The organism is Saccharopolyspora sp. NPDC050389, assembly GCF_040655595.1.
Taxonomy (GTDB): domain Bacteria; phylum Actinomycetota; class Actinomycetes; order Mycobacteriales; family Pseudonocardiaceae; genus Saccharopolyspora.
Genome location: NZ_JBFAKG010000080.1, coordinates 27,669 through 47,821, shown reverse-complemented (window position 1 = coordinate 47,821; position 20,153 = coordinate 27,669). Strand labels below are relative to the sequence as shown.

At 65.0% G+C, this 20,153-nt stretch carries 17 protein-coding genes and 1 pseudogene; 4 read left to right on the top strand and 14 right to left on the bottom strand.

The genetic code is table 11. The annotated features are described in order from the left end of the window. From AB0I53_RS37330 to AB0I53_RS37310, 5 genes and pseudogenes are all read right to left on the bottom strand, one after another. Window positions 1-155 (bottom strand): annotated as a pseudogene (locus AB0I53_RS37330) (IS5/IS1182 family transposase); the annotation flags it as partial. Between the two features lie 890 nt (window positions 156-1,045). Further along, window positions 1,046-2,557, bottom strand: coding sequence for an amino acid permease (locus tag AB0I53_RS37325; RefSeq protein ID WP_358613643.1), 1,512 nt, complete (start codon window positions 2,555-2,557; stop codon window positions 1,046-1,048). A 385-nt stretch (window positions 2,558-2,942) separates the two neighbouring features. Beyond that, window positions 2,943-4,286: an aspartate aminotransferase family protein gene (locus AB0I53_RS37320; protein ID WP_358613641.1), complete on the bottom strand. Its 1,344-nt coding sequence runs from the start codon at window positions 4,284-4,286 to the stop codon at window positions 2,943-2,945. A 15-nt stretch (window positions 4,287-4,301) separates the two neighbouring features. After that, complete coding sequence (locus AB0I53_RS37315; RefSeq protein WP_358613639.1) at window positions 4,302-5,921, bottom strand: amidohydrolase; 1,620 nt, start codon at window positions 5,919-5,921, stop codon at window positions 4,302-4,304. Next, window positions 5,918-7,240, bottom strand: a complete 1,323-nt coding sequence (locus AB0I53_RS37310; protein WP_358613637.1) for an MFS transporter — start codon at window positions 7,238-7,240, stop codon at window positions 5,918-5,920. The genes AB0I53_RS37315 and AB0I53_RS37310 overlap by 4 nt, the downstream gene beginning before the upstream one ends. 188 nt (window positions 7,241-7,428) lie before the next feature. Here AB0I53_RS37310 and AB0I53_RS37305 point away from each other — a divergent pair, with 188 nt between their 5' ends. The 3 genes from AB0I53_RS37305 to AB0I53_RS37295 all read left to right on the top strand — a co-directional run bounded on the left by AB0I53_RS37305 (window position 7,429) and on the right by AB0I53_RS37295 (window position 10,193). Further along, window positions 7,429-8,514: a phosphotransferase gene (locus AB0I53_RS37305; RefSeq protein WP_358613635.1), complete on the top strand. Its 1,086-nt coding sequence runs from the start codon at window positions 7,429-7,431 to the stop codon at window positions 8,512-8,514. Next, window positions 8,496-9,200: a GntR family transcriptional regulator gene (locus AB0I53_RS37300; protein ID WP_358613633.1), complete on the top strand. Its 705-nt coding sequence runs from the start codon at window positions 8,496-8,498 to the stop codon at window positions 9,198-9,200. Before AB0I53_RS37305 ends, AB0I53_RS37300 begins: the two co-directional genes overlap by 19 nt. Before the next feature lie 405 nt (window positions 9,201-9,605). After that, on the top strand, window positions 9,606-10,193 hold the full coding sequence (locus tag AB0I53_RS37295) for a DUF6461 domain-containing protein (protein ID WP_358613631.1): 588 nt from the start codon (window positions 9,606-9,608) through the stop codon (window positions 10,191-10,193). 117 nt (window positions 10,194-10,310) lie between these two features. On the opposite strand, the gene AB0I53_RS37290 is transcribed toward AB0I53_RS37295, so the two are convergent. Further along, window positions 10,311-11,246, bottom strand: a complete 936-nt coding sequence (locus AB0I53_RS37290) for a hypothetical protein (RefSeq protein ID WP_358613629.1) — start codon at window positions 11,244-11,246, stop codon at window positions 10,311-10,313. A gap of 487 nt (window positions 11,247-11,733) precedes the next feature. Further along, window positions 11,734-12,372 carry an HD domain-containing protein gene (locus AB0I53_RS37285; protein WP_358613627.1) on the bottom strand — a complete coding sequence of 213 codons (639 nt, stop codon included), beginning with the start codon at window positions 12,370-12,372 and terminating at the stop codon, window positions 11,734-11,736. Window positions 12,373-12,477: 105 nt separating this feature from the next. On the opposite strand from AB0I53_RS37285, the gene AB0I53_RS37280 reads away from it, so the two are divergent. Further along, window positions 12,478-13,473, top strand: a complete 996-nt coding sequence (locus AB0I53_RS37280; protein ID WP_358613625.1) for a DJ-1/PfpI family protein — start codon at window positions 12,478-12,480, stop codon at window positions 13,471-13,473. 461 nt (window positions 13,474-13,934) lie between these two features. On the opposite strand, the gene AB0I53_RS37275 is transcribed toward AB0I53_RS37280, so the two are convergent. From AB0I53_RS37275 to AB0I53_RS37245, 7 genes are all read right to left on the bottom strand, one after another. Continuing rightward, window positions 13,935-14,879: a PDR/VanB family oxidoreductase gene (locus AB0I53_RS37275; RefSeq protein WP_358613623.1), complete on the bottom strand. Its 945-nt coding sequence runs from the start codon at window positions 14,877-14,879 to the stop codon at window positions 13,935-13,937. Further along, complete coding sequence (locus tag AB0I53_RS37270) at window positions 14,876-15,556, bottom strand: MOSC domain-containing protein (RefSeq protein ID WP_358613621.1); 681 nt, start codon at window positions 15,554-15,556, stop codon at window positions 14,876-14,878. Before AB0I53_RS37270 ends, AB0I53_RS37275 begins: the two co-directional genes overlap by 4 nt. A 1-nt stretch (window position 15,557) precedes the next feature. Continuing rightward, a complete protein-coding gene (locus AB0I53_RS37265; RefSeq protein WP_358613619.1) occupies window positions 15,558-16,451 on the bottom strand; it encodes an amino acid ABC transporter permease in 894 nt (297 codons plus the stop codon). Continuing rightward, window positions 16,448-17,098, bottom strand: a complete 651-nt coding sequence (locus tag AB0I53_RS37260) for an amino acid ABC transporter permease (RefSeq protein WP_358613617.1) — start codon at window positions 17,096-17,098, stop codon at window positions 16,448-16,450. Before AB0I53_RS37260 ends, AB0I53_RS37265 begins: the two co-directional genes overlap by 4 nt. A gap of 66 nt (window positions 17,099-17,164) precedes the next feature. After that, on the bottom strand, window positions 17,165-18,067 hold the full coding sequence (locus AB0I53_RS37255) for a glutamate ABC transporter substrate-binding protein (RefSeq protein ID WP_358613615.1): 903 nt from the start codon (window positions 18,065-18,067) through the stop codon (window positions 17,165-17,167). 48 nt (window positions 18,068-18,115) lie between these two features. Then, window positions 18,116-18,862: an amino acid ABC transporter ATP-binding protein gene (locus AB0I53_RS37250; protein WP_358613613.1), complete on the bottom strand. Its 747-nt coding sequence runs from the start codon at window positions 18,860-18,862 to the stop codon at window positions 18,116-18,118. Window positions 18,863-19,374: 512 nt separating this feature from the next. Next, window positions 19,375-19,965 (bottom strand): XRE family transcriptional regulator, encoded by a 591-nt coding sequence (locus AB0I53_RS37245; protein WP_358613611.1) that lies wholly within the window; start codon window positions 19,963-19,965, stop codon window positions 19,375-19,377. Window positions 19,966-20,153: the final 188 nt, after the last annotated feature.

The window sequence follows — 20,153 nt, the reverse complement described above, 5'->3', positions numbered from 1 at the left end:
GGTCGTCCAGCGACAGACCCCACCGACGACCGGCACCGGTCTGCTCAGCGCCACGACCTCGCACGATTCTCACCAGCTTGCCGAACTGCCGCACCCGACAGCCCCGTGAACGTCGGTATCCACCCCGGCTGCTCAACCCCGATCACCTGCACCAGCACATGATCCACTACCGCCCAGACCCGCGATTACGGGACAACCTTTAGGGCTGTTTTGCAGCTCGTTGCCTAGCGTTTCTTCGGAGCCTCCCCGGCCACCTCCTTGTCGCCGTCACGGTGATTTCGGGCGGCGCCGTGCCGGATGAGGGCGTCACACTGGACCACGAGCCCGCCGCTGACCCTCGGGCTGCAGGGCACGGGCCAGCAGTGTGGTGGCCGCCGCTGGCCGGATCACCGGTTTCGGCGAGTGTGCTCACGCGAAGAAGGTAGGTCCGGCTGACCGCGTCGGTCATTCCGAGTTCGGCCTGAACACGCATCACGTCCCGGCAGGTGTCTTCGTGTTCCGGGCTGACGAGTCGGGCGTGCTCGAGGAGATGGAGCCGACGGTGTGGGTCCCCGATCCGGCAGGGAGCGACGAGACCGCGAGCGTCGAACGCCGGGTCAGCTCGACTGTCGCCGAGCCTCGATCATCCCGAGGCAATAGGTTTTCCATCGCTCTTGGTCCACAAGCTGGAGCCGTTCGGTGGCACCGGCAGCTCGCCGCTCGCAGTGAGTGGCAGATCCGGAACGAGGCTTACGACTTTCCTATGAACGTCTACTGTAGATGCCGGGGTAGTTCAACTCAGCGCAACAACAAAATCTTTCAGTCTACGCCGCCCCGCCGATGAGCCAGGTGAAGCGGGAGGGCATCTTTGTCCGGCCGCCGCGACCGCGTGCGGCACTGGCCCCACGTCGAAGGTCAACACTTGGTCGTCAATATCGCGGCCAATGTGGACAGATCGAATCGCAGTCGGCTGGACACTCTAGGAACTGCTGTCCTGCTGGCCAGTACGAACTCCTTGATTCGAAAAGCACCATCGGGACACGATTTGACGCGATGTGCACTGGCGTCACTGCTGGTTGCCACGCTCCCGGTCGCCCTGGGCGTGAACAGCGGAGAGGGAGTGGTCAGCACCGTCCCGCAGCGCCTGGGCGTTGCGGCGCTGGAGGCTGCGGCGTACGAGCGGCCAGAAGACGGCAAGCACAGCCACCGAAATGAGGCTCGTCCAGACCTGGGTGCGCCCATCGTCGTCGGCGAGCAGCATCACCACGACGATGCCCACTACCCCGCCGACCGTGAGGATGCCCAGCCACGGGTGCAGCCACATCTTGAGCTTCAGGGCAGCGCGTTCCTTGGGCGTCATCTTCTGCCGCATCCGCATCTGGGTGGCCGCGATGAATGCGTACACGAACAACGCCACCAGCCCCGCAGAGTTCATGATGAAGTCGAAGATGCCTGAATCCGGGGCGACGAAGTTAACGATGACTGCCACGTAGCCGCCGAGGGTCGACGCCAGCACCGCGAAGGTCGGGACACCGGACCTCGACTGCTTGGCCACGATGCGCGGGGCGAGGCCCTGCGTGCCGAGCGCCGAGAACATGCGGGCGGCCGAATACAGCCCCGAGTTGAGGACGGAGCAGGCCGCGGTGAGAACGACCGCGCTCATCACCAGGCCAGCTCCGGGGAGGCCGAAGAGACCGAAGATCCGGGCGAACGGCGCTTCTTCCTCCGGATCCGGGAGCTCGCTCCACGGGACGATCGTCACGATGAGCAGCACGCCGCCGACGTAGAAGAGCAGGATGCGCCAGATGACAGTGCTCACCGCTTGCCGGATGCCCTTGGCCGGGTTTTCGGACTCTGCCGCCGCCATCACGGCAATCTCGGTGCCGAAGTACGAGAAGATCACGATCGCGACGCCACTGATCACGGGCCACCAGCCATTGGGGGTGAAACCGCCGTGCGTCCAGATGTTCGGGATCGAGAAGGCGGAATTCGGCCAGAGCCCGAGAGCGAACAGAGTGCCGACCGCGACGAACACGAGGATCGCGCAGACTTTCACGCTCGCGAGCCAATACTCGACCTCGCCGAAGGAGCGGGCCGACACGAGGTTCGACGCCGTGAAGAAAAGCAGTAGCACCACGGAGAAGAGCCACTGCGGGACAGCAGGGAACCAACCGCCGAGGATGGACCCGCCGACGACCGCCTCGAACGCGATGACACCGACCCAGAAGTACCAGTAGAGCCAGCCGACGAAGTAGCCGGCCCACTCCCCCAGACCGACGCGGGCGTACTCCATGAACGAACCGATGGCGGGACGTGCAGCTGCCATCTCGCCGAGCATCCTCATCGCGAGGAAGACAAGCAGGCCACCGATCAGGTAGGACACCACCGCGGCCGGGCCGACAGCACGGACGACGTTGCCCGAGCCGACGAAAAGGCTCGCACCAATAATGCCGCCCAGAGTGATCATCGTGATGTGGCGCGACCGGAGCTTCTTGTATTCAGAGCGGGCCTTCGAGGTCTCCACGGAGGTCTCGGGAGACACCGGACTGTGCCCGGCATCCGGGGTGCGCTCATTCATTGACGGATCTTCCTCTCGATGTGTGCTTGTGGTGTCCCTCATGGACTCAAAAGACGCGTGCCGGAGCGCCCTTCGCGGGCTGTGTTCGGATTAGCTCCTGGCCTCTGCGCGGAACGATGGCGGCTGCGGCCTGCGAGACCCGCGCCGTGCGCTTCGGGAGCCAAACCACCAGTTCAGCCAGCCGATCGCCAGTCCGGCCCCGCGGCCGAGGGCTCGTTCGGCGTGGCTGGAGAACGAACCGGACTCCGGCAGGCCGTGGCTGTACGCCCCGGACGGGCGCTACCAGCACACCCCGAGTAGTCGCCGCTGTCGTGCATCCGCCGCAGCTCGGCCTACTGCTTCGGTGAGAGCTTGGGCTGGAGATCCTCGCTCCTGGCTGTACTGGTCACGACGTCGTCTTCTCCTCGTCGGCCAGTGCGGCGTCGAGCGTCTCGAGAATGAGCGCGCATTGTGTATCGGTGACGGGCAGCGGAGGGCGGATCTTGAGTGACGCGGCGTCGGGGCCCGAGGCACTGATGAGGACCCCTGCGCGTCGCATGCTGTTGACGACACGTGATGCCAAGGCAGGATCAGGTCGATCTTCAGTACCAAGATCCAAGGCGCCGAAGAGGCCCGCGCCGCGTGCGTGGAAGGCGTGGTCGTGGCGGTCGACGAGCGCGTTGAGCCCTGTCAGTAGTTGATCGCCTACGACAGCTGCATGCTCGACGAGTCCGTCCTTCTCGATGACGTCGAGAACTGCCGTCGCGGCCGCGATGCAGACTGGATTGCCGCCGAAGGTGTTGAAGTAGCGCACCTCCGCGCCGAAACCGGCTTGGACGTCCAGAGAGCCGACGACCGCCGCGATGGGAAGGCCGTTTCCCATCGGTTTCCCCAGGACCACGAGGTCAGGGGTGATGCCGTGGCGCTGGAAGCCCCACCAGTTTCCGGTCCTCCCGAACCCCGGCTGCACCTCGTCGGCGATCCATAGCGCGTCGACATCCCGGATGATGGCCGCGGCTGGTTGCAGGAACCCGGCTGGGGAGGCCTGCACCCCGTCACTGGAGAAGATCGAATCAAGCACGAGCGCGGCGACCCCGGCGCCGCGCTCGTTCAACTCATCGATGGCGGAACGGATCGATGATGCAAGGCGGTCGGCGATGTCTGCCGCGGGTGTGCGGGCGGTGTCGATCGAGGGAATCGTGACGACATCCGCGCCGAGCGGGTTGTTGGGTCCCAGAGAAGGAGACATCCCTGCCGCAGTCACAGTGGTGCCGTGATAAGCGTGCTCGGAGATGATGAGCCCGCGCTTGCCGGTGCGGTGCCGGGCGATGCGCACGGCGAGGTCGATGGCTTCGCTGCCAGTGCAGGTGTAGGTGATCCGTTCGAGCGGTGCCGGGAACTTCGCCAGCAACCGTTCGGAGTATTCGAGGATTGGTTCGGTCAGGTACCGCGTGTGCGTGTTGAGCGTCCGCAATTGCCTGTCCACAGCGGATGCGACCGCGGGATGGCTGTGTCCGATTGCGGGCACATTGTTGTACGCATCAAGGTATGTGCGGCCGTCCATGCCCGTCAACACCAGCCCGGAGGCGGAGGCGACAGCGATGGGCTCGTCGTAGAAGAGTCGGTAGGACGGACCGAGACTCCGGTCCCGTCGGCGGATCAGGTCGGCTGTGGTGGGATCAAGCGCGACGCTGCGGGCGGGGTCGTAGCCGTTCGCCATGTGGACGCCGGACCCGGCTGTCTGCTGCACGAGTTCGCTTCCTCTCTAGAGGGCGCCGAAGGTTGCACTGCCGCCGAGCATGGTGGCAACGACCTTGGTCGCTTCGACTTCTTCCGGGCTTGCCTGGAGCGGCGAACGATCCACGACGACAAGGTCCGCGAGTTTTCCGGCTGCGAGCGCGCCGGTGTCACGACTTCCCGTGGCCGCCGCGGCGTCACGCGTGTAGCAGGCGAGTGCTTCATCGCCGGACAGCCGCTCCCGCGGAGTGAAGTCCTGGCCCGATGCGGTCTTGCGCTCCATCAGAGTCCGCATGGCCGAGAACGGGTTCCCGTCGATGCAGGGGCGGTCCGAGCTTCCTGCGACGAGCACTCCCGCCTCGCGGAGGCTGCGCGCACGGTAGATGCCTGCCGCGCGATCTGCGCCCATCGAGCGCAGGAACTCATCGCCGAACCGGTGCACGAACATGGCTTGCGGGGTGACCGCGATACCCAGCTTGGCCAGCCTCGGTACCTGGTCGTCGCGCAGGTAGCTTGCGTGTTCGATCCGGTGAGGTGCGCTCGGCCGGCCGTACCGCTCGCTCGCTTCCTCAATGGCGTCCATGGCAAGGTCGATCGCGGCATCTCCGATGGCGTGCGCTGCGATCGACCACCCGCTGGCCGCGGCGGCCACCATCCGTCCCCGGATCTCGTCCGGATCGCCTTGCAGGAATCCCGTGTTGTGGGGTTCTCCGCAGTAGTGGTGTGTCATGGCCGCGGTGCGGCCGGTGAGCGAACCATCGACGAAGAGCTTCAGCGGCCCGATTCGAAGGTACTCGTCTCCCAGTCCTGTCTTCAGCCCGAGGGAGAGTCCGAGGGAACCCGGCCGGGCTGGGTCGCCGTGCTGAGGTTCGAGCGTGTCGAGCGTGGGCATGACCTGCGCTCGTGCACGCAGCACTCCTGATGCGCGCGCGATCTGGTAGGCGCCGAGTTCCGCTGGGCTGTTGCCGATCCAGCCAGAGCCGATGCCGGCTTCGGTGAAGGAGGTGATGCCCTCCGAGGCGTAGATACGTGTAGCGATGTCGAGGGCGTGCACGATGTCCGTGCTCGACATGGGCTTGAGCAGATCGAGGATCAGCGCTTGTGCTGTCTCTTCCAGGCGCCCGGTCGGTGCTCCGTCGGCGTCCCGTTCGATGCGGCCACCATCGGGATCCGGAAGATCTACGGCGCCGGCGCGGACCAGTGCCTCGGTATTGGCGATGAGCGCGTGTCCTGACGACTGCCTGATCACGGTGGGGCGGCCGGCGGTGGCGGCGTCGAGAGCCGCCAGGTCGGGGTAGTGTCCGCCGACCCGGTGCTGGTTGTAGCCCGCCGCTTGCACCCACTCTCCCGCGGGCGTGGCCGCTGCCCGCTCAGCGAGCAGATCGAGTGCCTCCTCGACGGTCTCAATGTCCGTGAGGTCGAGGTCGATCCGGGTGCGTCCGAACCAGGTCGTGTGGCAATGAGCGTCGATGAGCCCCGGGATGACGACGTGATCGCCGGCGTCGATCTTGTTGGCGGTGTCGAGCCCGTCGAGCTCGGCGTCGAAACCGACGACGCGGCCGTGATGGATGCCGACCACCTTTGCGTGCGGTCGTCGTGGATCCATCGTGATGATGTCCGCGGCGGACAGGATGGTGTCGATCCTCATGACTGCACACGCGCCCTGGACACGACGTCGTCGACAACGCGCCACCTGCCGCCGAAGAGACCTCCGACGGCGGTGATCAGCGATATGGCGACGAGAAGCAGCGCGACAATCCACGAACCGTTGCCGCTGACACCCAGGAGCGCGGTCGCGATGAACGGGACGAAGCCACCGATCGCGCCCGCGAGGTTGAAGCTCAGCGCGACACCGGAGTAGCGCTGCTCGGGCGGGAAGAGCTCGCTGAGGAGAGTGCCGGCTGCGGCATACACGATGTCCATGGCCATCGTGCCGATCGAAATGGCGACGGCGATGAGGACGGGGTCACCGGAGTCGACGAGCCAGAAGACAGGGAACGCGACCACAGCGGTGACGATGCCGCCGATCACGCTCATGCGGCCCGCGCCGAAACGCTCGGTGAGCCTGCCGCAGATCAACAGCGCGACGATCTGGAACAGCGCGGCGACGAGCGTGGCGTTGACGAGCCATTCACGGGGAAGCCCGAGAGTGGTGGTCCCGTAACCGACCATGAAGGTCGTCATCACGTAGAAACCCGCAACGCCGAGGAGGCTGGCGGCGACACCGGCAAGCAACCGCATTGGGGAGCGCCGGAAAACCAGCAGTGCCGGGACCTTCGGCAGCTGCTCTTCACGGGCGGCGAGCTCGAGGAAGACAGGAGACTCCTCCATCCGAGCCCGCATCCACAGCGCGACGAGCAGGAGCGGAAACGCCGCAAGAAAGGGAAGCCGCCAGCCCCACGAGTCAAACGACTCCGCTGGCAGCAGAAGGACCAGCGCGATCGCGCCCGAGGAAAGCAGCGTCCCGACAGGGGAACCGATCTGCGGCAGCGCAGCGAACCGACCGCGACAATCGATCGGTGCGTGCTCGACGGCCATCGTGACGGCGCCACCCCATTCCCCGCCCACCGCGAAGCCCTGCAGGAGTCGCAGCACTGCGAGTGCGATCGGGGCTGCGATCCCGATCGAGGCATAGGCGGGAAGAAGTCCGATGAGACCTGTGGCGATACCGATCATCGTGACGGTCATGATCAGCGCTGGCCGGCGGCCGATCCGATCCCCGACCGCGCCGAAGATCACCGCGCCGACAGGCCGGGCGACGAACCCCACTCCGAACGTGGCGAACGCGGCCAGCAAAGCAGCGGTCGGGTCGAGGGTTGTGAAGTACAGCCTGTTGAAGACAAGTGCGGCCGCGGTACCGAAGAGGAAGTAGTCGTACCACTCCAGCGCGGTTCCCACGAAGGCCGCGACCGCGATGCGCCGCGCGTCGGTCTCGGAAACATGGACAGACGTCGTCGTCATTGCCATAAGCGCAACCCTTCATTGATGACCAATATGAGGACATTTGCACAGCATGGACGTGGCGTCAACTAGCGGAAGATGCGAGCTCTAGCTGCATCCGAGCACTACTCGACCGTTTCATGGCTGCTGCTTGCTTCGGGCAGATTGATCGCCAATAATGACTGCATGCAGTCTTTCAGTGAGTTGGCGACGACGTGACGGCGCCACTGGCCCCACGCCTCGATACTCGGCAGATCGCGACGCTGGCCCGTGACATGTATGCGCTGGATGTCGTCGACGTGCGCCCTTTGGGCGGTGAGACCGCTTCCAACGCACAGCTGCTGCTGAGGGACGGATCGCCTCGCATGTTCAAGGCAGTCGAGGCGAGAGACCTGGTGCACGCGTCCCACCTGCACGAGACGATGTCGTGGCGAGCCTCCCTTGCTCGCCGCGCTGCCGCCGAGGGCATCCCCGCCGCCACGGCGCATCCCGGCCCGGATGGCGCGGAGATTTCGCGAGTGGACGACGACGGGCGCCGACTTCTGGTCTCGGTTTCCAGCTGGATGCCAGGCGTGCCCCTCGCCTCGGCCGAACTCGCACCTTCCGCCGCGACTCGTTCTCGTCGTGAACTAGGGACGAATGCCGCGAGGATGCTTGCGGCTCTTGCCGGTCACCCGTCGCCGGCAGAGCCCATCGAGCATGAGTGGGCGTTCGAATCGATGGCCGTCACGATCAACGCGGCGCTCGACGAGGAGGAGACTGGTGCACGGATCGGTCCGGTCGACCGGCAAGCGATCGACGTGATCGTCGAGCGGTTCGCTCACGTCGCCCCCGTTGTCCGCGAACTGCCCAGGGGGCTGACGCATCACGATCTCAACGACTTCAACGTCCTGGTCGACCCCACTTCCGGAGCGCTGACAGGTGTCGTGGACTTCGATGACGCCCGCACCGCACCGCACGTCGCAGAAGTGGCGATAGCCGGCGCTTACGCGATGCTCGGGCAGACGCGCCCGGCGCGGGCGCTGCGCGACGTAGTCGCGGGCGCGTCGACGATCCGTCCTCTGTCCGCCGAAGAAACGTCCGTTCTGCTGGTTGGCGCAGCCACCCGGCTGTGTCTCAATGCCGTCCTCTGGACGGCAAGGTCAGGAGCTCACAACGCCACCTACGGTGCAGCCCGCATGGCCCGAACGTGGCCGGTCATCCGCCAACTCGCAGCTTCGGCGTGGGCACCGATCGAGGATGGCCTCGCGTCGGTGGCGTCAGGGTCGTCCACAATGACGTCATGGGAGTCGATCCGGTGACCGTGGACACGCGACGCGCGAGCAACGCGCAGCCTGAGACGACGGCAGAGCAAGTCGCCGAGCAGCTTCGAGACCGGATCTTCCGAGGGGCGCTCGTTCCCGACGAGCCCTTGCGAGAGGTCGCCTTGTCGGCGGCATTGAGCGTCTCCCGCCGGAGCGTCCGCGAGGCCTTGCTCATCCTGGCACGGCAAGGACTCGTGAACCACGAACACTACCGCGGCGCCCGCGTGCGACGACTCGTTGCCGAGGACGTCGTCGACTTGTACCGGGTGCGACGTGCGCTCGAAGTGCAAGGAGTCCGAGCCTCGCCGACCGCGTCGACCGCGGCACGTGCCCGGTTGAAATCGGCATACGACGACTTGTGCTGGCGGGCGCACGAGGGTGACTCCTACGAGATCATCCGCGCCGACCTGGCCTTCCACGGCGCAGTCGTCGGCTTGAGCGACAGCGCCCGGATCGACGAGTTCTTTCGGCAGATCAGTGTCGAGATGCACATGGCGATCGCGATGCTGCGAGCGGACGAGACTCGTTCGGGTACCGCCGACGTCGATGTGGTCGCGGATCACGCTGCCATCTACGCTCACCTGGTCGGTGGTGACGTGTTCGAAGCGCAACTCGCGGTCGTGTCGCACATCGATCTCAACGAGCGCCGCCTCCTCAAACTGGTCGAGCAAACCGCCTTGTAGCCTAATGATCAGCACTCCGTGTACTGAGCCTTCCCGAGTCCGAACGACCGGTTCTCCTTGGGAAGGCTCAACGAGGCCGATGAACACATCTTCGGTACGCAGTTTGATGCGTTCATGGAGCCCGTCGGCGATCGCTTGGTAGAGGTCCTTCTCGGTCTTGCTCGTTCTTTTGGTCACATGTGAGGACCCGGGGACACCGCGTCGCTCGCGGTCAACCCCAGACATCAACAACCGCTGACTAGCTAAAACCCGCCACTTTGCGGCTGGATTGCCTGCCGATCGTCGACATCGCCAACCCGCCCACCGACTGAGCTTCGGACCACCTCCACGTGCGTGGAGAGCACACTTCGCGACCTGGACTTTTAGAACGGCAGTTGCACGTTTTCATGCTCGTGAGGCGGCCCAATGCTCGCCGGCGCCCTCTTGTGCAACATGAACCCCATTCTCGTTCTCCGTGTTCGACGTCGGCTCTCTCGATATCATCCGGGCATGAGCTTTGGCGATGACTTCGAATGGCTCGACGACGATGCGATTGTTGGTTACAGCGTGTCCTTCGTGGAGGCCGTTGAGCCGGTCGAGGCGCTCAAGCGGATCGGGGCCGTCGTCGATGCGGTTCCGGAGCTGTCCGCGGCCGAGGCCGACGAGTTCGCCAGTGCAGCCGGCGACCAGTCCGTGATCCGCGCCGGTCGTCATGGACCCTGGACCGTGCTGATCGAACACGATGCGAACAAGGGCGTGAATGAGCGGACTTTGCCGGCGTTGTCCGCCGGTACGCGTGCGGTGAGCGTGTTCTCCTCGGCCTCGGGGATGGACCTGTTCTACTACGCCGAGGACGGCCGGTTGACGACGACCGTGGAGACGACGATTCCGGCCAACCGATACGGCGAGCAGCCGGACCGCTTTCTGCGCGAGCTGTCCGAAGTCGGCTTGGCACCGGACGACGAGCCCGAGTCAGCGCGCGCAGCGACGATGGCCCTGGTGCGCTCGGTGTGAGGAGTCTCGGTGGACGAGCAGATGATGTTCGACGCCCCCTTGCTCACCGCGCTGATCAGGCAGTGATCCCCGAATTGGTGGTGTGAGGCGACTGGTCGGTCGCCCCACACCACCGGTTCACACTGCGGAGACCCAGTACGGGTCGTTGTCGACGAGGCGCTGGGTAGTGGCGAATCGTCCGAGGTCACCGCCGATGTCGGTGTTCTGCGGCAGCGGGACGTGCACCCGAGCGCAGGTGGTGTTCGGTGTCGGCGCCTGCACGACATCGGCGATCGGCTGCCCATCGGATCCTGTGGCGACTTCCCACGGCAGCGATAGCAGATTCACGTGCGGCTTGAGTTCAGCGCACTCCGGGCCGGGCATGCTGCCGCCTTGCTTGGTTGCTGCGAAGGGGTACTCATCGCAGCTGTCGGTCGGCACCGTCAACAGGTCTGGGGACCAGCCGCTGCCGCAGACGATGTTGCGGTTCTTGCGTTGATCGGATCGATTGGCCAAGCGGCGCAACGGCTCCCCGGATCCGGCGAGACCGGGATCGGTGGCCAGATTCGGCTGCGCCCAGCGGATCCCGAATGCCGCAATCGGGTTATCTTCGCTGTTGACCTCGAAGGTGGGGACCGCTTCCGGAATCACACAACCCGCACTGCGCCCCACTTGAAAATCGCAGCGCAACTGCGGTGTGGCCCACACCGCCGGCGCATCACCGAGGGACCCGGGAGAGATCATCTCCAGGATGTAGCCCGGGGCGAAGTGGTCGATTCCTCCGCGAGCTTGCGGGTTCGAGAATTCCGTGGTGCCGGTCAGGGTTTGGCCTGGAGCGATCCAGGTTCCGGAAGCGAAGGGCGCGGGCTGGGTGACTTGGCAGTTCGAGTTGCACCCGGCCGTCCAGGTCGCCGATAGCCCCGCCGCGACCACGCCTCCGGCGGCGTCCATGCGCAGCGTGTCGGTCTCGGTCCAGCTGGTGTCGTTGTTCGCCAGCTGGAAATCTTGAGTGATCGTGATGTGCGCCCAGCCGACCGGGGCGCCGGTTCGAATATCGCGGGCCGTGTAGGTCAACCCCGCGTTCCAGCACCCATGGAATCGGTCGAGCTGCCACTCGCCATCTGACGATCCCGCGCAGACCAGCTCCTGCGGCTGCGCGCCCGGGAAGGCCTGCGGAGGCGCTCCTCTCGTGGCGACGGGCGAGTCGAAGCTGACCTCAAGCCGATATGACGCGGTACCTGATGCTTGGGATCCGTGTTCCAACTGACCCGCGAGTCCTTCGGCCGGACCTAACCCCAGCATCACCAGGACAACCGCCGCTAATGAAGCGGCGTACCTCTTCCTTCGCACATGTCCCCCTAGGTACAAACAACAGTGCGAAGGCAAGCTAAGGGGTTGCAGTGCTGACGCGCTCGTGGAGCCTAGCCACCGGTCTGCGGCCAGTGAGCTCCACGAACAAGACACACGAAGACAGGTCTTATGCAGTCAACGCCTGATCGAGGAGGCGCGGCGCAGCAGTGGCTTTGCCGCAAGAATTTTCCTTCCGTCAACGGGCTTTACCTCATTCAGGCCAGTCGGAGTTCTTGATGACCTCGACGAAGTCGCCACGCACGAAGCCAGGGACATAGTGGGCGAGCACGTCCGCCTTGACGTTGCCGAAGGTCGTCGCGGGCCGGTCCTTGATGCCGTCGGTGAACGCAGCGAGGATCCCGTTCTTGAAGTCCGGGCGGGGGTGGGCTGCAACCACGGCGACGCGGTCCGCATCGGAGACCGCGTGGTAGCCGATGCCCAGGACGTCCAGCTCGACACCGCGGGTGACCAGGGCGACCTCGGGCGCCATGTGCAGCGGGATCTCCGGGGTGGTGTGCAGGGCGATAGCCGCCCAGACCTGGTCCGCGGGCTCGCCGGTGACGCCGTGGGACTGCAGGAACCTGCGGGCCTCGTCCGCACCGTCGATCTCGAAGCGCTGATCCGTACGGCGAAACCGCTCGGTCAGCCCGAGATCGTGGAACATCGCGCCCACGTACAGCAGCTCGGGATCGAACTGCAGACCCTCCTGCCTGCCACGCAGCGACGCCCACAGGAAAACCCGCCGGGAATGGTCGAACACCAACTGCGAAGCGGCCTCTCGTACCAGCTCGGTGGCCTCCCTCGCCAAAGCGCTGTCCGGGATCTCAACACCGGCGATCGCGTCACTCATCTCTGTTGCCTTCTCTGTTCGTACGGGCGGCGACTGGCTCCAGACTCGCCTGCGCGGCTACCCTGGCGCCATGTCCTTCCAGCCAGAAGAACCACAGATTCAGACATGACGCGTCGAGTCGCCCTCGTGGTGTTCGACGGCGTGAGCATGCTCGACGTCAGCGGCCCTTCAGAGGTATTGCACCAGGCGGGTCGGCTCGGCCACCCGTACGAGCTGGTGCTGGTCTCACCACGCGGCGAGCCGGTCGCCACGTCCGCCGGGCCCGAGTTGAGCGGCACCACTGCAGCGGCTGACGCCGGGCCCATCGACACAGTGGTGGTCGCCGGAGGCGACCGACTCGCCGACGAACCACCCGGAGACGACCTTCTGGAAGTCGTGCGCACGCTCACCGCACAAGCGAAACGGGTCACGTCGGTCTGCACCGGCGCCTTCCTCCTCGCCGAACTGGGTCAGCTCGACGGGCGTCGTGTGACCACGCACTGGCGACACGCCGAGATCCTTGCCCGCCGTCACCCCCGCGTGTGCGTCGAGCCGGATGCCATCCACATCCGCGACGGCCGCTACGTCACCTCCGCAGGCATCAGCGTAGGAATCGATCTGGCGCTCGCCCTAGTGGAGGACGATCACGGGCCAGACGTAGCGCGGGACATCGCGCGGGAAATGGTCGTATTCATGCAACGCCCGGGCGGGCAGTCGCAGTTCTCCACGGCCATTTCCACGCCACCGGCAGGCAGTGGCCTACTTCGCTCGGTGATCGCATCCGTACTCGCCGACCCGGCCGCCGACCACAGCCTGCCGGCCATGGCCGCCTCCGCAGCCGTCAGTGCCCGGCACCTGACCCGCCTGTTCAACGCCGAACTCGGCACCACACCCGCCAAGTGGGTCGAACGCGTCCGCCTCGACCGGGCCCAGCAGCTCCTCCTCGACGGGTACAGCGTCACCTCGGCCGCACACCACAGCGGACTGGGCACCGATGAATCCCTCCGCCGGGCCTTCGCCCGCCACTTGGGCACCACACCGACCCACTACCGCCAACGGTTCACCACCACACACCGGGAAACCACGGCACAAGGAGCTGGCCTGGGTTCGGTTGACACCTGACGTGCGAGGCTTCGGTCTCGCCTGGAAGGTTCTGGGCATCTCCCGGCAGGGTTACTACCACTGGCGTGCTGATCCGGTCCCGCAACGGGACTTCGATGACGCGCGTTTGATCAACGCAGCGCTGGACATCCACGTAGTAGTTGCAAATGAAATCGACTGGAACGCTGGGAACAACCAGCTTTGCGCCCGGCAACCCCTACGGTGCGGACACGGCGATGATCATCGTCAGCCTACTGCTCCCGAGTTCCGCGATCATACGTTCGGGCACGGGACCAACCTGCCTAGGACCGCTCCTCAGCCGACTCCCTCCCGGCATCCGATCCACGTCCCGGCTCCACACCGGTGATAGGACGGATTTGTCGACGCGATTCGGCCCGGAGAGCGCCTCCATGTCCATTCTCTTGCCGTCCTTCACCACCAGTGCCCGACCGCACGGATATGGTTCCCCACCAACCCCACGATCAGGCCCTCAGCGAGATCGGTCCGCGCCCTCGAGAGACACACGAGGTCATCACCTCCCTGCGTTCATCCTCGCTTAGACACAGATCTCTGTGGTCGATCTCCCCGTCAACCACTTCGAGGACGCAGCTGCCGCAAGCACCGCCCTCGCACGAGTAGTCGACGGGCACGTTCTCGCGCAGCACCGCTTGCAGGAGCGACTCGTCCTCAGGGACGCGAATCACTCGCTTCGACAGGACCAGCCAGGCGTCGAAAGCGTCGCCGAGCTTCTCCCCCGGTTCGGTTGTCACACCGGTAAAACTCTCGCAGCGAACGCGCGTCGGGTCGAAGTGGGATGTGGCGTCGGCGATCGCGGCCATGAGACTCGGTGGACCGCAGTAGTACAGGGTGGCCTCCCGAGGCAACTCCTTCACGAAGGTCGGCACATCGAGCCGACCGCCTGCGCTGGACTCGTGCAAGACCAGCTTCGCACCTGAGTGCTCCAGGGCATCCTGGTAGGCAGCATCGACGCGGTTGCGTACGCAGTAGTGGACTTCGCTCGACGCTCCACGAGGCAATCCTCCCAGCAGCCCCAGCACTGCCGTGACCCCGATCCCGCCGGCGACGAACACGTGGTGTGCAGCGGCGGAGTCGATCCGCATGCCGCCTTGCGGGTGGGACACGAACGCCAGATCCCCCAGCGCCAACTGGTCCTGGAACAGGACTGAGCCGCCGCGGCCACCGCTCTCCCTGCGAACCGCGATGCGGTAAGTGGAAAGATCGTTAGTCGACCCTATGAGCGAGTAATCTCGCCTGGTCCCGTTCTGGTGCTGTACCTGGACGTGATCTCCCGGGGTGAATGGGGGGAACTCGGTTCTGTAGACCGGCTCGAAGGTCAGTTCGCGGACGTCTGACGCTGGCCACGATTCAGCCTTCAGCCGAGCGGCCATCAACAACCGCACGCTCATCCGGCGTCCTTCCCCACCAAAACCACAGGGACCTCGATCGCGTTCTCCTCGCCAGGGCGAAGAGGGCGCACGACGTCCCCGGGGCGGACCGTGCCGCCACGCAGGATCTGGCAGTTGAGGCCGGAGCACCCGAGCAGCGGCTCGAACACCTTCTTGTCGATCAGCCGTTCCAGGTATCTGCACGGCACGTTGAGCCGACCGCCGTAGACGATGGCTTCCCCCACGGCGAAGTACTTCTCGACCAGCGAGTTGAGGGGAACTCCGCGGGTGACGACGTTGCGCCGCAACTCGACGCCGTCGATCGGCTCACCGATGGCACGGGCAACGTCGTCGATCACTTCTTGGGCGATCAATGTGAGCTGGCGGTCAGGGTGCCACAGGTGCGAGTAGTGGCCCTTGCCTAGTGCGTACCTGTCCCCCGCCATACCCACTCCGGCAACCAGTTGCGCTGCGGTCACCGCATGCATCTCGACACCCGCCGTTTCGGCGGCGAAGACAGCGCACACCTCTCCACGCCATGGTTGGCCGGCATATTCGCCTCGTGTTGGATCGTTCATCGCGATCAGTCCTTGCACCTTCCCGATCTCGCACCCCGGGCGTGTCGCTCGATCGCGGGCCGACGCCTGATCGGCCTGCACATCGTCTGCCACGTGGTTCACGCCGGCGGGGAACAACATGTCAAGATTTGCCCATTGGGATCTTGTCGTCCGGTCGTGCAGTGTCTCGGTTGGCAGGCAGATCACTGCTGAGCGGCGAACGCGCTGTCTTGACCGCCCGCCGACTTCTGGCCTCGAGCCGATTCGCCAGCAGGGTCAGCAATCCGCACAGTCCGATGTAAACAACTGCGATGACCATGTACGTCGGAATGTAGGGGAACCCGAACTCCTGTCGAGCGCCCATCTGCCGCCCCACGTAGAGGAGTTCGTTGTAGGTGATGATGAAGCCGAGCGAGGTGTCCTTCAGCAGGATGACCAGCTGGCTGATGATCGCTGGAAGCATCGTCCGCACTGCCTGCGGTAGCAGGATCGTCCGGACGACCTGGTTCTTCCGGAAGCCGATCGCGTACGCGGCTTCTCGCTGTCCGGCCGGGACCGCCACGAGGCCGGCTCGGAAGACTTCAGCGAGCACCGATCCGTTGTAGAGGGTCAACCCGAGCACGACCGCCCACATCGGTGACAAACCGAGGTCGTACTGCAGGGATCCGTAGTAGAAGAAGAACATCAGGATCAGCATCGGAACCGCGCGGAAGGTCTCGACCACCACCGTGGCCGGTACTCGAACCCAGGCATGGCCGCTGATCCGTGCCGATGCGAACACCGCACCGAACACGATCGCGAGGACCGCCGCGATTCCCGCTGCCCGCAGCGTGTTCCACAAGCCTTCGAGCAGCTGCCGCTGAATCGCGCTGTACTGGAACTGCTCCCACCGGCGCAGCTCGAACTGCCCGGACTCGTACAACCGGTAGATGATCCAACCGATCGCGGCAACCAGGACAGCCACCACCACGACATCGGCGATCTTGTTCCTGACCACGGCCTGCGGACCGGGTGCGTCGTAGAGCACGTGGTTCATGCCGGCACCGCCACCCGTCGTTCAGCCCACCGCTGAGCGAGCACCAGCGGAAGGATCAGGATCAGGAAACCGACCGTGATCCAGAACAACGTGACCATTTGATTCTCCCCGCGCTCAGCCATCGCCGCAGGAATCGATCCGGCCTCCACCACCGAGAATCCAGCAGCGATAGTGGTGTTCTTCAGCAACGCGATTGCCGTACTCGTCAGCGGTGGCATGATCGCGCGGAAGGCCTGCGGCAAGACCACGATTCCCAGGACCTGGAGGAATGTCATACCGACCGAGCGCGCGGCCTCCGCCTGCCCCGCAGGCACGGTGTTGATACCAGAACGCACCACCTCGCAGATGAAGGCGCTCGTGTACGCAGTCAGCGCCGCGATCGCCGCCCAGAAGAAGGAGGGCAGCTCGACTCCCATCTTCGGAGCGGCGAACACGAGGAAGGCGAAGACCAACACCAGCGGAGTGCTGCGCATCGTGTTGACGTAACCGGTGCCGACCGCTCGCAGTGCCGGCAACGAAGACACTCGGCAGGCCGCTAGAAGCGTTCCCAGCACCAAGCTCAGCACCCCGGCGACCAGGAACAGCTTGATCGTGGTCAGGAAACCGATGCGGAACAGTTCCCAGTTGTCTAAGAGAACAGAGGACATCGCCGCTCCGTGGTGAATGAGGACAAGATCTGCAACGGGTACAGGACCGCGCGCGGGTCGCGGATGTCAGTACCGCTCGGGTGCCGGCGGAACTGCCGGTATCCCGGACTTGCCCAGGGTCGAGTCGTACAGCTTCTGCCAAGTGCCATCGGCGCCGGCCTTGGCCAGCACATCGTTCATCGCTTCCCGCAGCGGTTTGTCCGACAGCGCTAGGCCGATGCCGTACTTCTCCTCGCTGAACGTCTCCCCGACCAACTTCAGCTCATCCGGTGAGGCCGCCGCATACCCCTTCAGGATCGCGTCGTCCGTGGTGTTGGTGTCCACTTTGCCGTCGAGCAGCTGGGAAACACATTCCGAGCCGGTCTTGAACTCGACGATGTTCCCGGGTTCGGTCAACCCCATATCCCTCACCCGCTGGATCGAGGTCGTCCCCGTCGCGGAGCAGACCTTCTTCCCCTTGAGGGTGTCCTTCCCGGTGATGTCCTTCTCGTCCTTGCGCACAAGCACGCTCTGGCCGGCAATGATGTACGGCCCGGCGAAGGAGATCTGTTCCTTGCGCTTGTCGTTGATGGTGTAGCTGCCGACGTAGTAGTCGACCTCGCCCGCTTGGATCGCCGCTTCCCGGTTCGCCGAGGGGATCTCCTTGTACTCGATTGACCCGGGATCAAAGCCGAGACCTGCCGACATCAATCGCGCGATCTCTACGTCGAAGCCGCAGCGATTTCCACTCGCATCCTTGTAGGCGAGGCCGGGCTGGTCCGCCTTCACACCGACCACCACGTGGCCGCGGCCCCTGATCCTGGCGAAGGTCGGACTGTCGGTGAGGTTGATGCCGTCGGCGACGACCAACTGTGCCGGCGGACCGCACGCACCGGCTGCCGATCCCCCCGGAGTACCCTCTTTCCCACACCCGGTTGCCACGAGGGTGACGGCCAAAGCGCCTGCGATGGACAAGTTTCGGATCTTCATGGGACATGCCCTTTCAAAAGTGGACAAGGATCGTGGGAACTCCAGCGCTCAGTGGGTGAGGATCTTGCCCAGGAAGTCCTGCGCGCGCCGGGACGACGGGGCGGTGAAGAACGCGTCGGGATCCGCCTCCTCGACGATTTCACCGTCGGACATGAATACGACGCGGTCCGCGGCGCGACGTGCGAAGCCCATCTCATGGGTGACGACGACCATCGTCATGCCTTGCTCCACGAGGTCTGTCATCACGTCCAGGACCTCTTGGACCATCTCGGGGTCCAGTGCAGACGTCGGTTCGTCGAACAGGAGGACTTTCGGGTCCATTGCCAGCGCCCGTGCGATCGCCACCCGCTGCTGCTGGCCGCCTGAGAGCTGGGCCGGGTACTTGTTCGCCTGATCGGCGACACCGACCCTCTCCAGCAACCGCACGGCCTTTTTCTCGGCCACGGTCCGATCGACCTTGCGTACCTTGGCCGGCCCCAGCATGACGTTCTCGAGAACGGACTTGTGCGCGAAGAGATTGAACGTCTGAAAGACCATACCGACGTCGGCACGAAGTTGGGCGAGCGCTTTCCCTTCAGAGGGCAGCGGGTCACCATCGATGGTGATCACACCCGAATCGATGCGCTCGAGCCGGTTGATCGTGCGGCACAGCGTGGACTTCCCGGAACCAGATGGTCCGAGTACGACGACGACGTCGCCCCTGCCGATGGTCAGGTTGACGTCCTTGAGCACATGGGCTTCGCCGAACCGCTTGTTGACGCCGGCCAAGTTCACGAGACCAGTCGAACCGCCCACGGGGAACTTCCTCATGATGCTTCCACCAAGCCCTTCGGCCACGCACTGGCGGCCGCATCGGAAGAGATGACATGGCCCGCTCCACTTGTGCGATGCGGGACGTGAAGTTGGACAGAGTTTGCCTCTCAGACAAACTCTGGACAAGCCCCAGAGGCAACAAATTTTGCCTAGATGGAGATGAGTTGGCGTCCTACAAGCGAGCCGTCACTGAACACGCAGGCCCCGCACAGCAGAGGACGAGGACCTGCTGCCGATAGGGAGCTGATCCCCTCAACGCTCATCAGTTCGCGGCGATGGCCGCTGCCGAACCGCGTCCGCACAGCCTCATCCCACGCTGGACCACGTCATACTTCTTCGAACGCCAGGCACTCACACGGAGGGCTCGCCCGCGACTCGCCAACCGGGCAAATCGGGCAAGATCCAGCCCGTGAATACAGCCCTGCGGGTACTCCTGCCACGCATCGAGGGCCGGAATTACGACGGTCGGCGACTCGAGCCCCGCAATGCTGCTGTCACTTGTGACCGTTTCCCCTCCTTGCCGGGGAGCCGGCCGAGACGATGAAGACGGTCGCGCGCGCCCGTCCGCGATTGCAGATCCGGTGCGGGCTTTGGGCATCGAAGTGGGCGGCATCTCCGGGTTCGAGATCGAAGCTCTCAGAGCCGATCTCCACTCGGACCCGGCCAGAGCGCACGAGCAGCCATTCTTCTCCAACGTGCTGCGCAGCCCGGCTGGTCCGAGAGCTGCCAGGGAGCTCCAAGCGGATCGCTTCCAACAGGTTCAGTCCCGTTATCCCGCTCAGTGCGGCGTACTTGTAATCCGGACCGTCATGCAGCGGAGCCTCGTCACCCCGGAAGACGTGGCAGGCCGTTTCCGGTTCTTCGCCGACGAGTTGCCCCAACGGCAATCCGTAGGACCGCGCCAGCTGGATGAGGACACCGATCGAGGGCTGCCGCTCACCCCGCTCTAGGCGCGACAGGTGAGTCACGGAAACCCCATTGGCCTCAGCGGCCTCGGCAAGCGTCCAACCCTTTCGATGCCGCGCCTCCAGCAAGCGTTGGGCGATCAGCTTCTCGGTCTGTCCCGGATCCAGCACGTCCTGCATTATGCCTCTCAGTCAAAGCGACTGTCCCGCGAGCGGCCGCTTCCCGGGTTGACGTTTCTTGCCCCATAGTCAAAACTGTTCGCCAACGAGGCGACCTCGTATCCGCACCGGGAGAGGCCTAGCGGCACGCTGGCCAACGCCCAGGAAATGGGCGGCCAAGTTGGCGGACCGGCAGACCGCGGATGCCG

Bases quoted from the DNA above. Each gene is read 5' to 3' on its own strand.
- AB0I53_RS37310 (WP_358613637.1), bottom strand. From the start codon at position 7,240: ATGGCAATGACGACGACGTCTGTCCATGTTTCCGAGACCGACGCGCGG.
- AB0I53_RS37275 (WP_358613623.1), bottom strand. From the start codon at position 14,879: ATGAGCGTGCGGTTGTTGATGGCCGCTCGGCTGAAGGCTGAATCGTGG.
- AB0I53_RS37280 (WP_358613625.1), top strand. From the start codon at position 12,478: ATGACGCGTCGAGTCGCCCTCGTGGTGTTCGACGGCGTGAGCATGCTC.
- AB0I53_RS37295 (WP_358613631.1), top strand. From the start codon at position 9,606: ATGCTCGCCGGCGCCCTCTTGTGCAACATGAACCCCATTCTCGTTCTC.
- AB0I53_RS37285 (WP_358613627.1), bottom strand. From the start codon at position 12,372: ATGAGTGACGCGATCGCCGGTGTTGAGATCCCGGACAGCGCTTTGGCG.
- AB0I53_RS37245 (WP_358613611.1), bottom strand. From the start codon at position 19,965: ATGCAGGACGTGCTGGATCCGGGACAGACCGAGAAGCTGATCGCCCAA.
- AB0I53_RS37300 (WP_358613633.1), top strand. From the start codon at position 8,496: ATGGGAGTCGATCCGGTGACCGTGGACACGCGACGCGCGAGCAACGCG.
- AB0I53_RS37270 (WP_358613621.1), bottom strand. From the start codon at position 15,556: ATGTTGTTCCCCGCCGGCGTGAACCACGTGGCAGACGATGTGCAGGCC.
- AB0I53_RS37265 (WP_358613619.1), bottom strand. From the start codon at position 16,451: ATGAACCACGTGCTCTACGACGCACCCGGTCCGCAGGCCGTGGTCAGG.
- AB0I53_RS37315 (WP_358613639.1), bottom strand. From the start codon at position 5,921: ATGAGGATCGACACCATCCTGTCCGCCGCGGACATCATCACGATGGAT.
- AB0I53_RS37255 (WP_358613615.1), bottom strand. From the start codon at position 18,067: ATGAAGATCCGAAACTTGTCCATCGCAGGCGCTTTGGCCGTCACCCTC.
- AB0I53_RS37325 (WP_358613643.1), bottom strand. From the start codon at position 2,557: ATGAATGAGCGCACCCCGGATGCCGGGCACAGTCCGGTGTCTCCCGAG.
- AB0I53_RS37260 (WP_358613617.1), bottom strand. From the start codon at position 17,098: ATGTCCTCTGTTCTCTTAGACAACTGGGAACTGTTCCGCATCGGTTTC.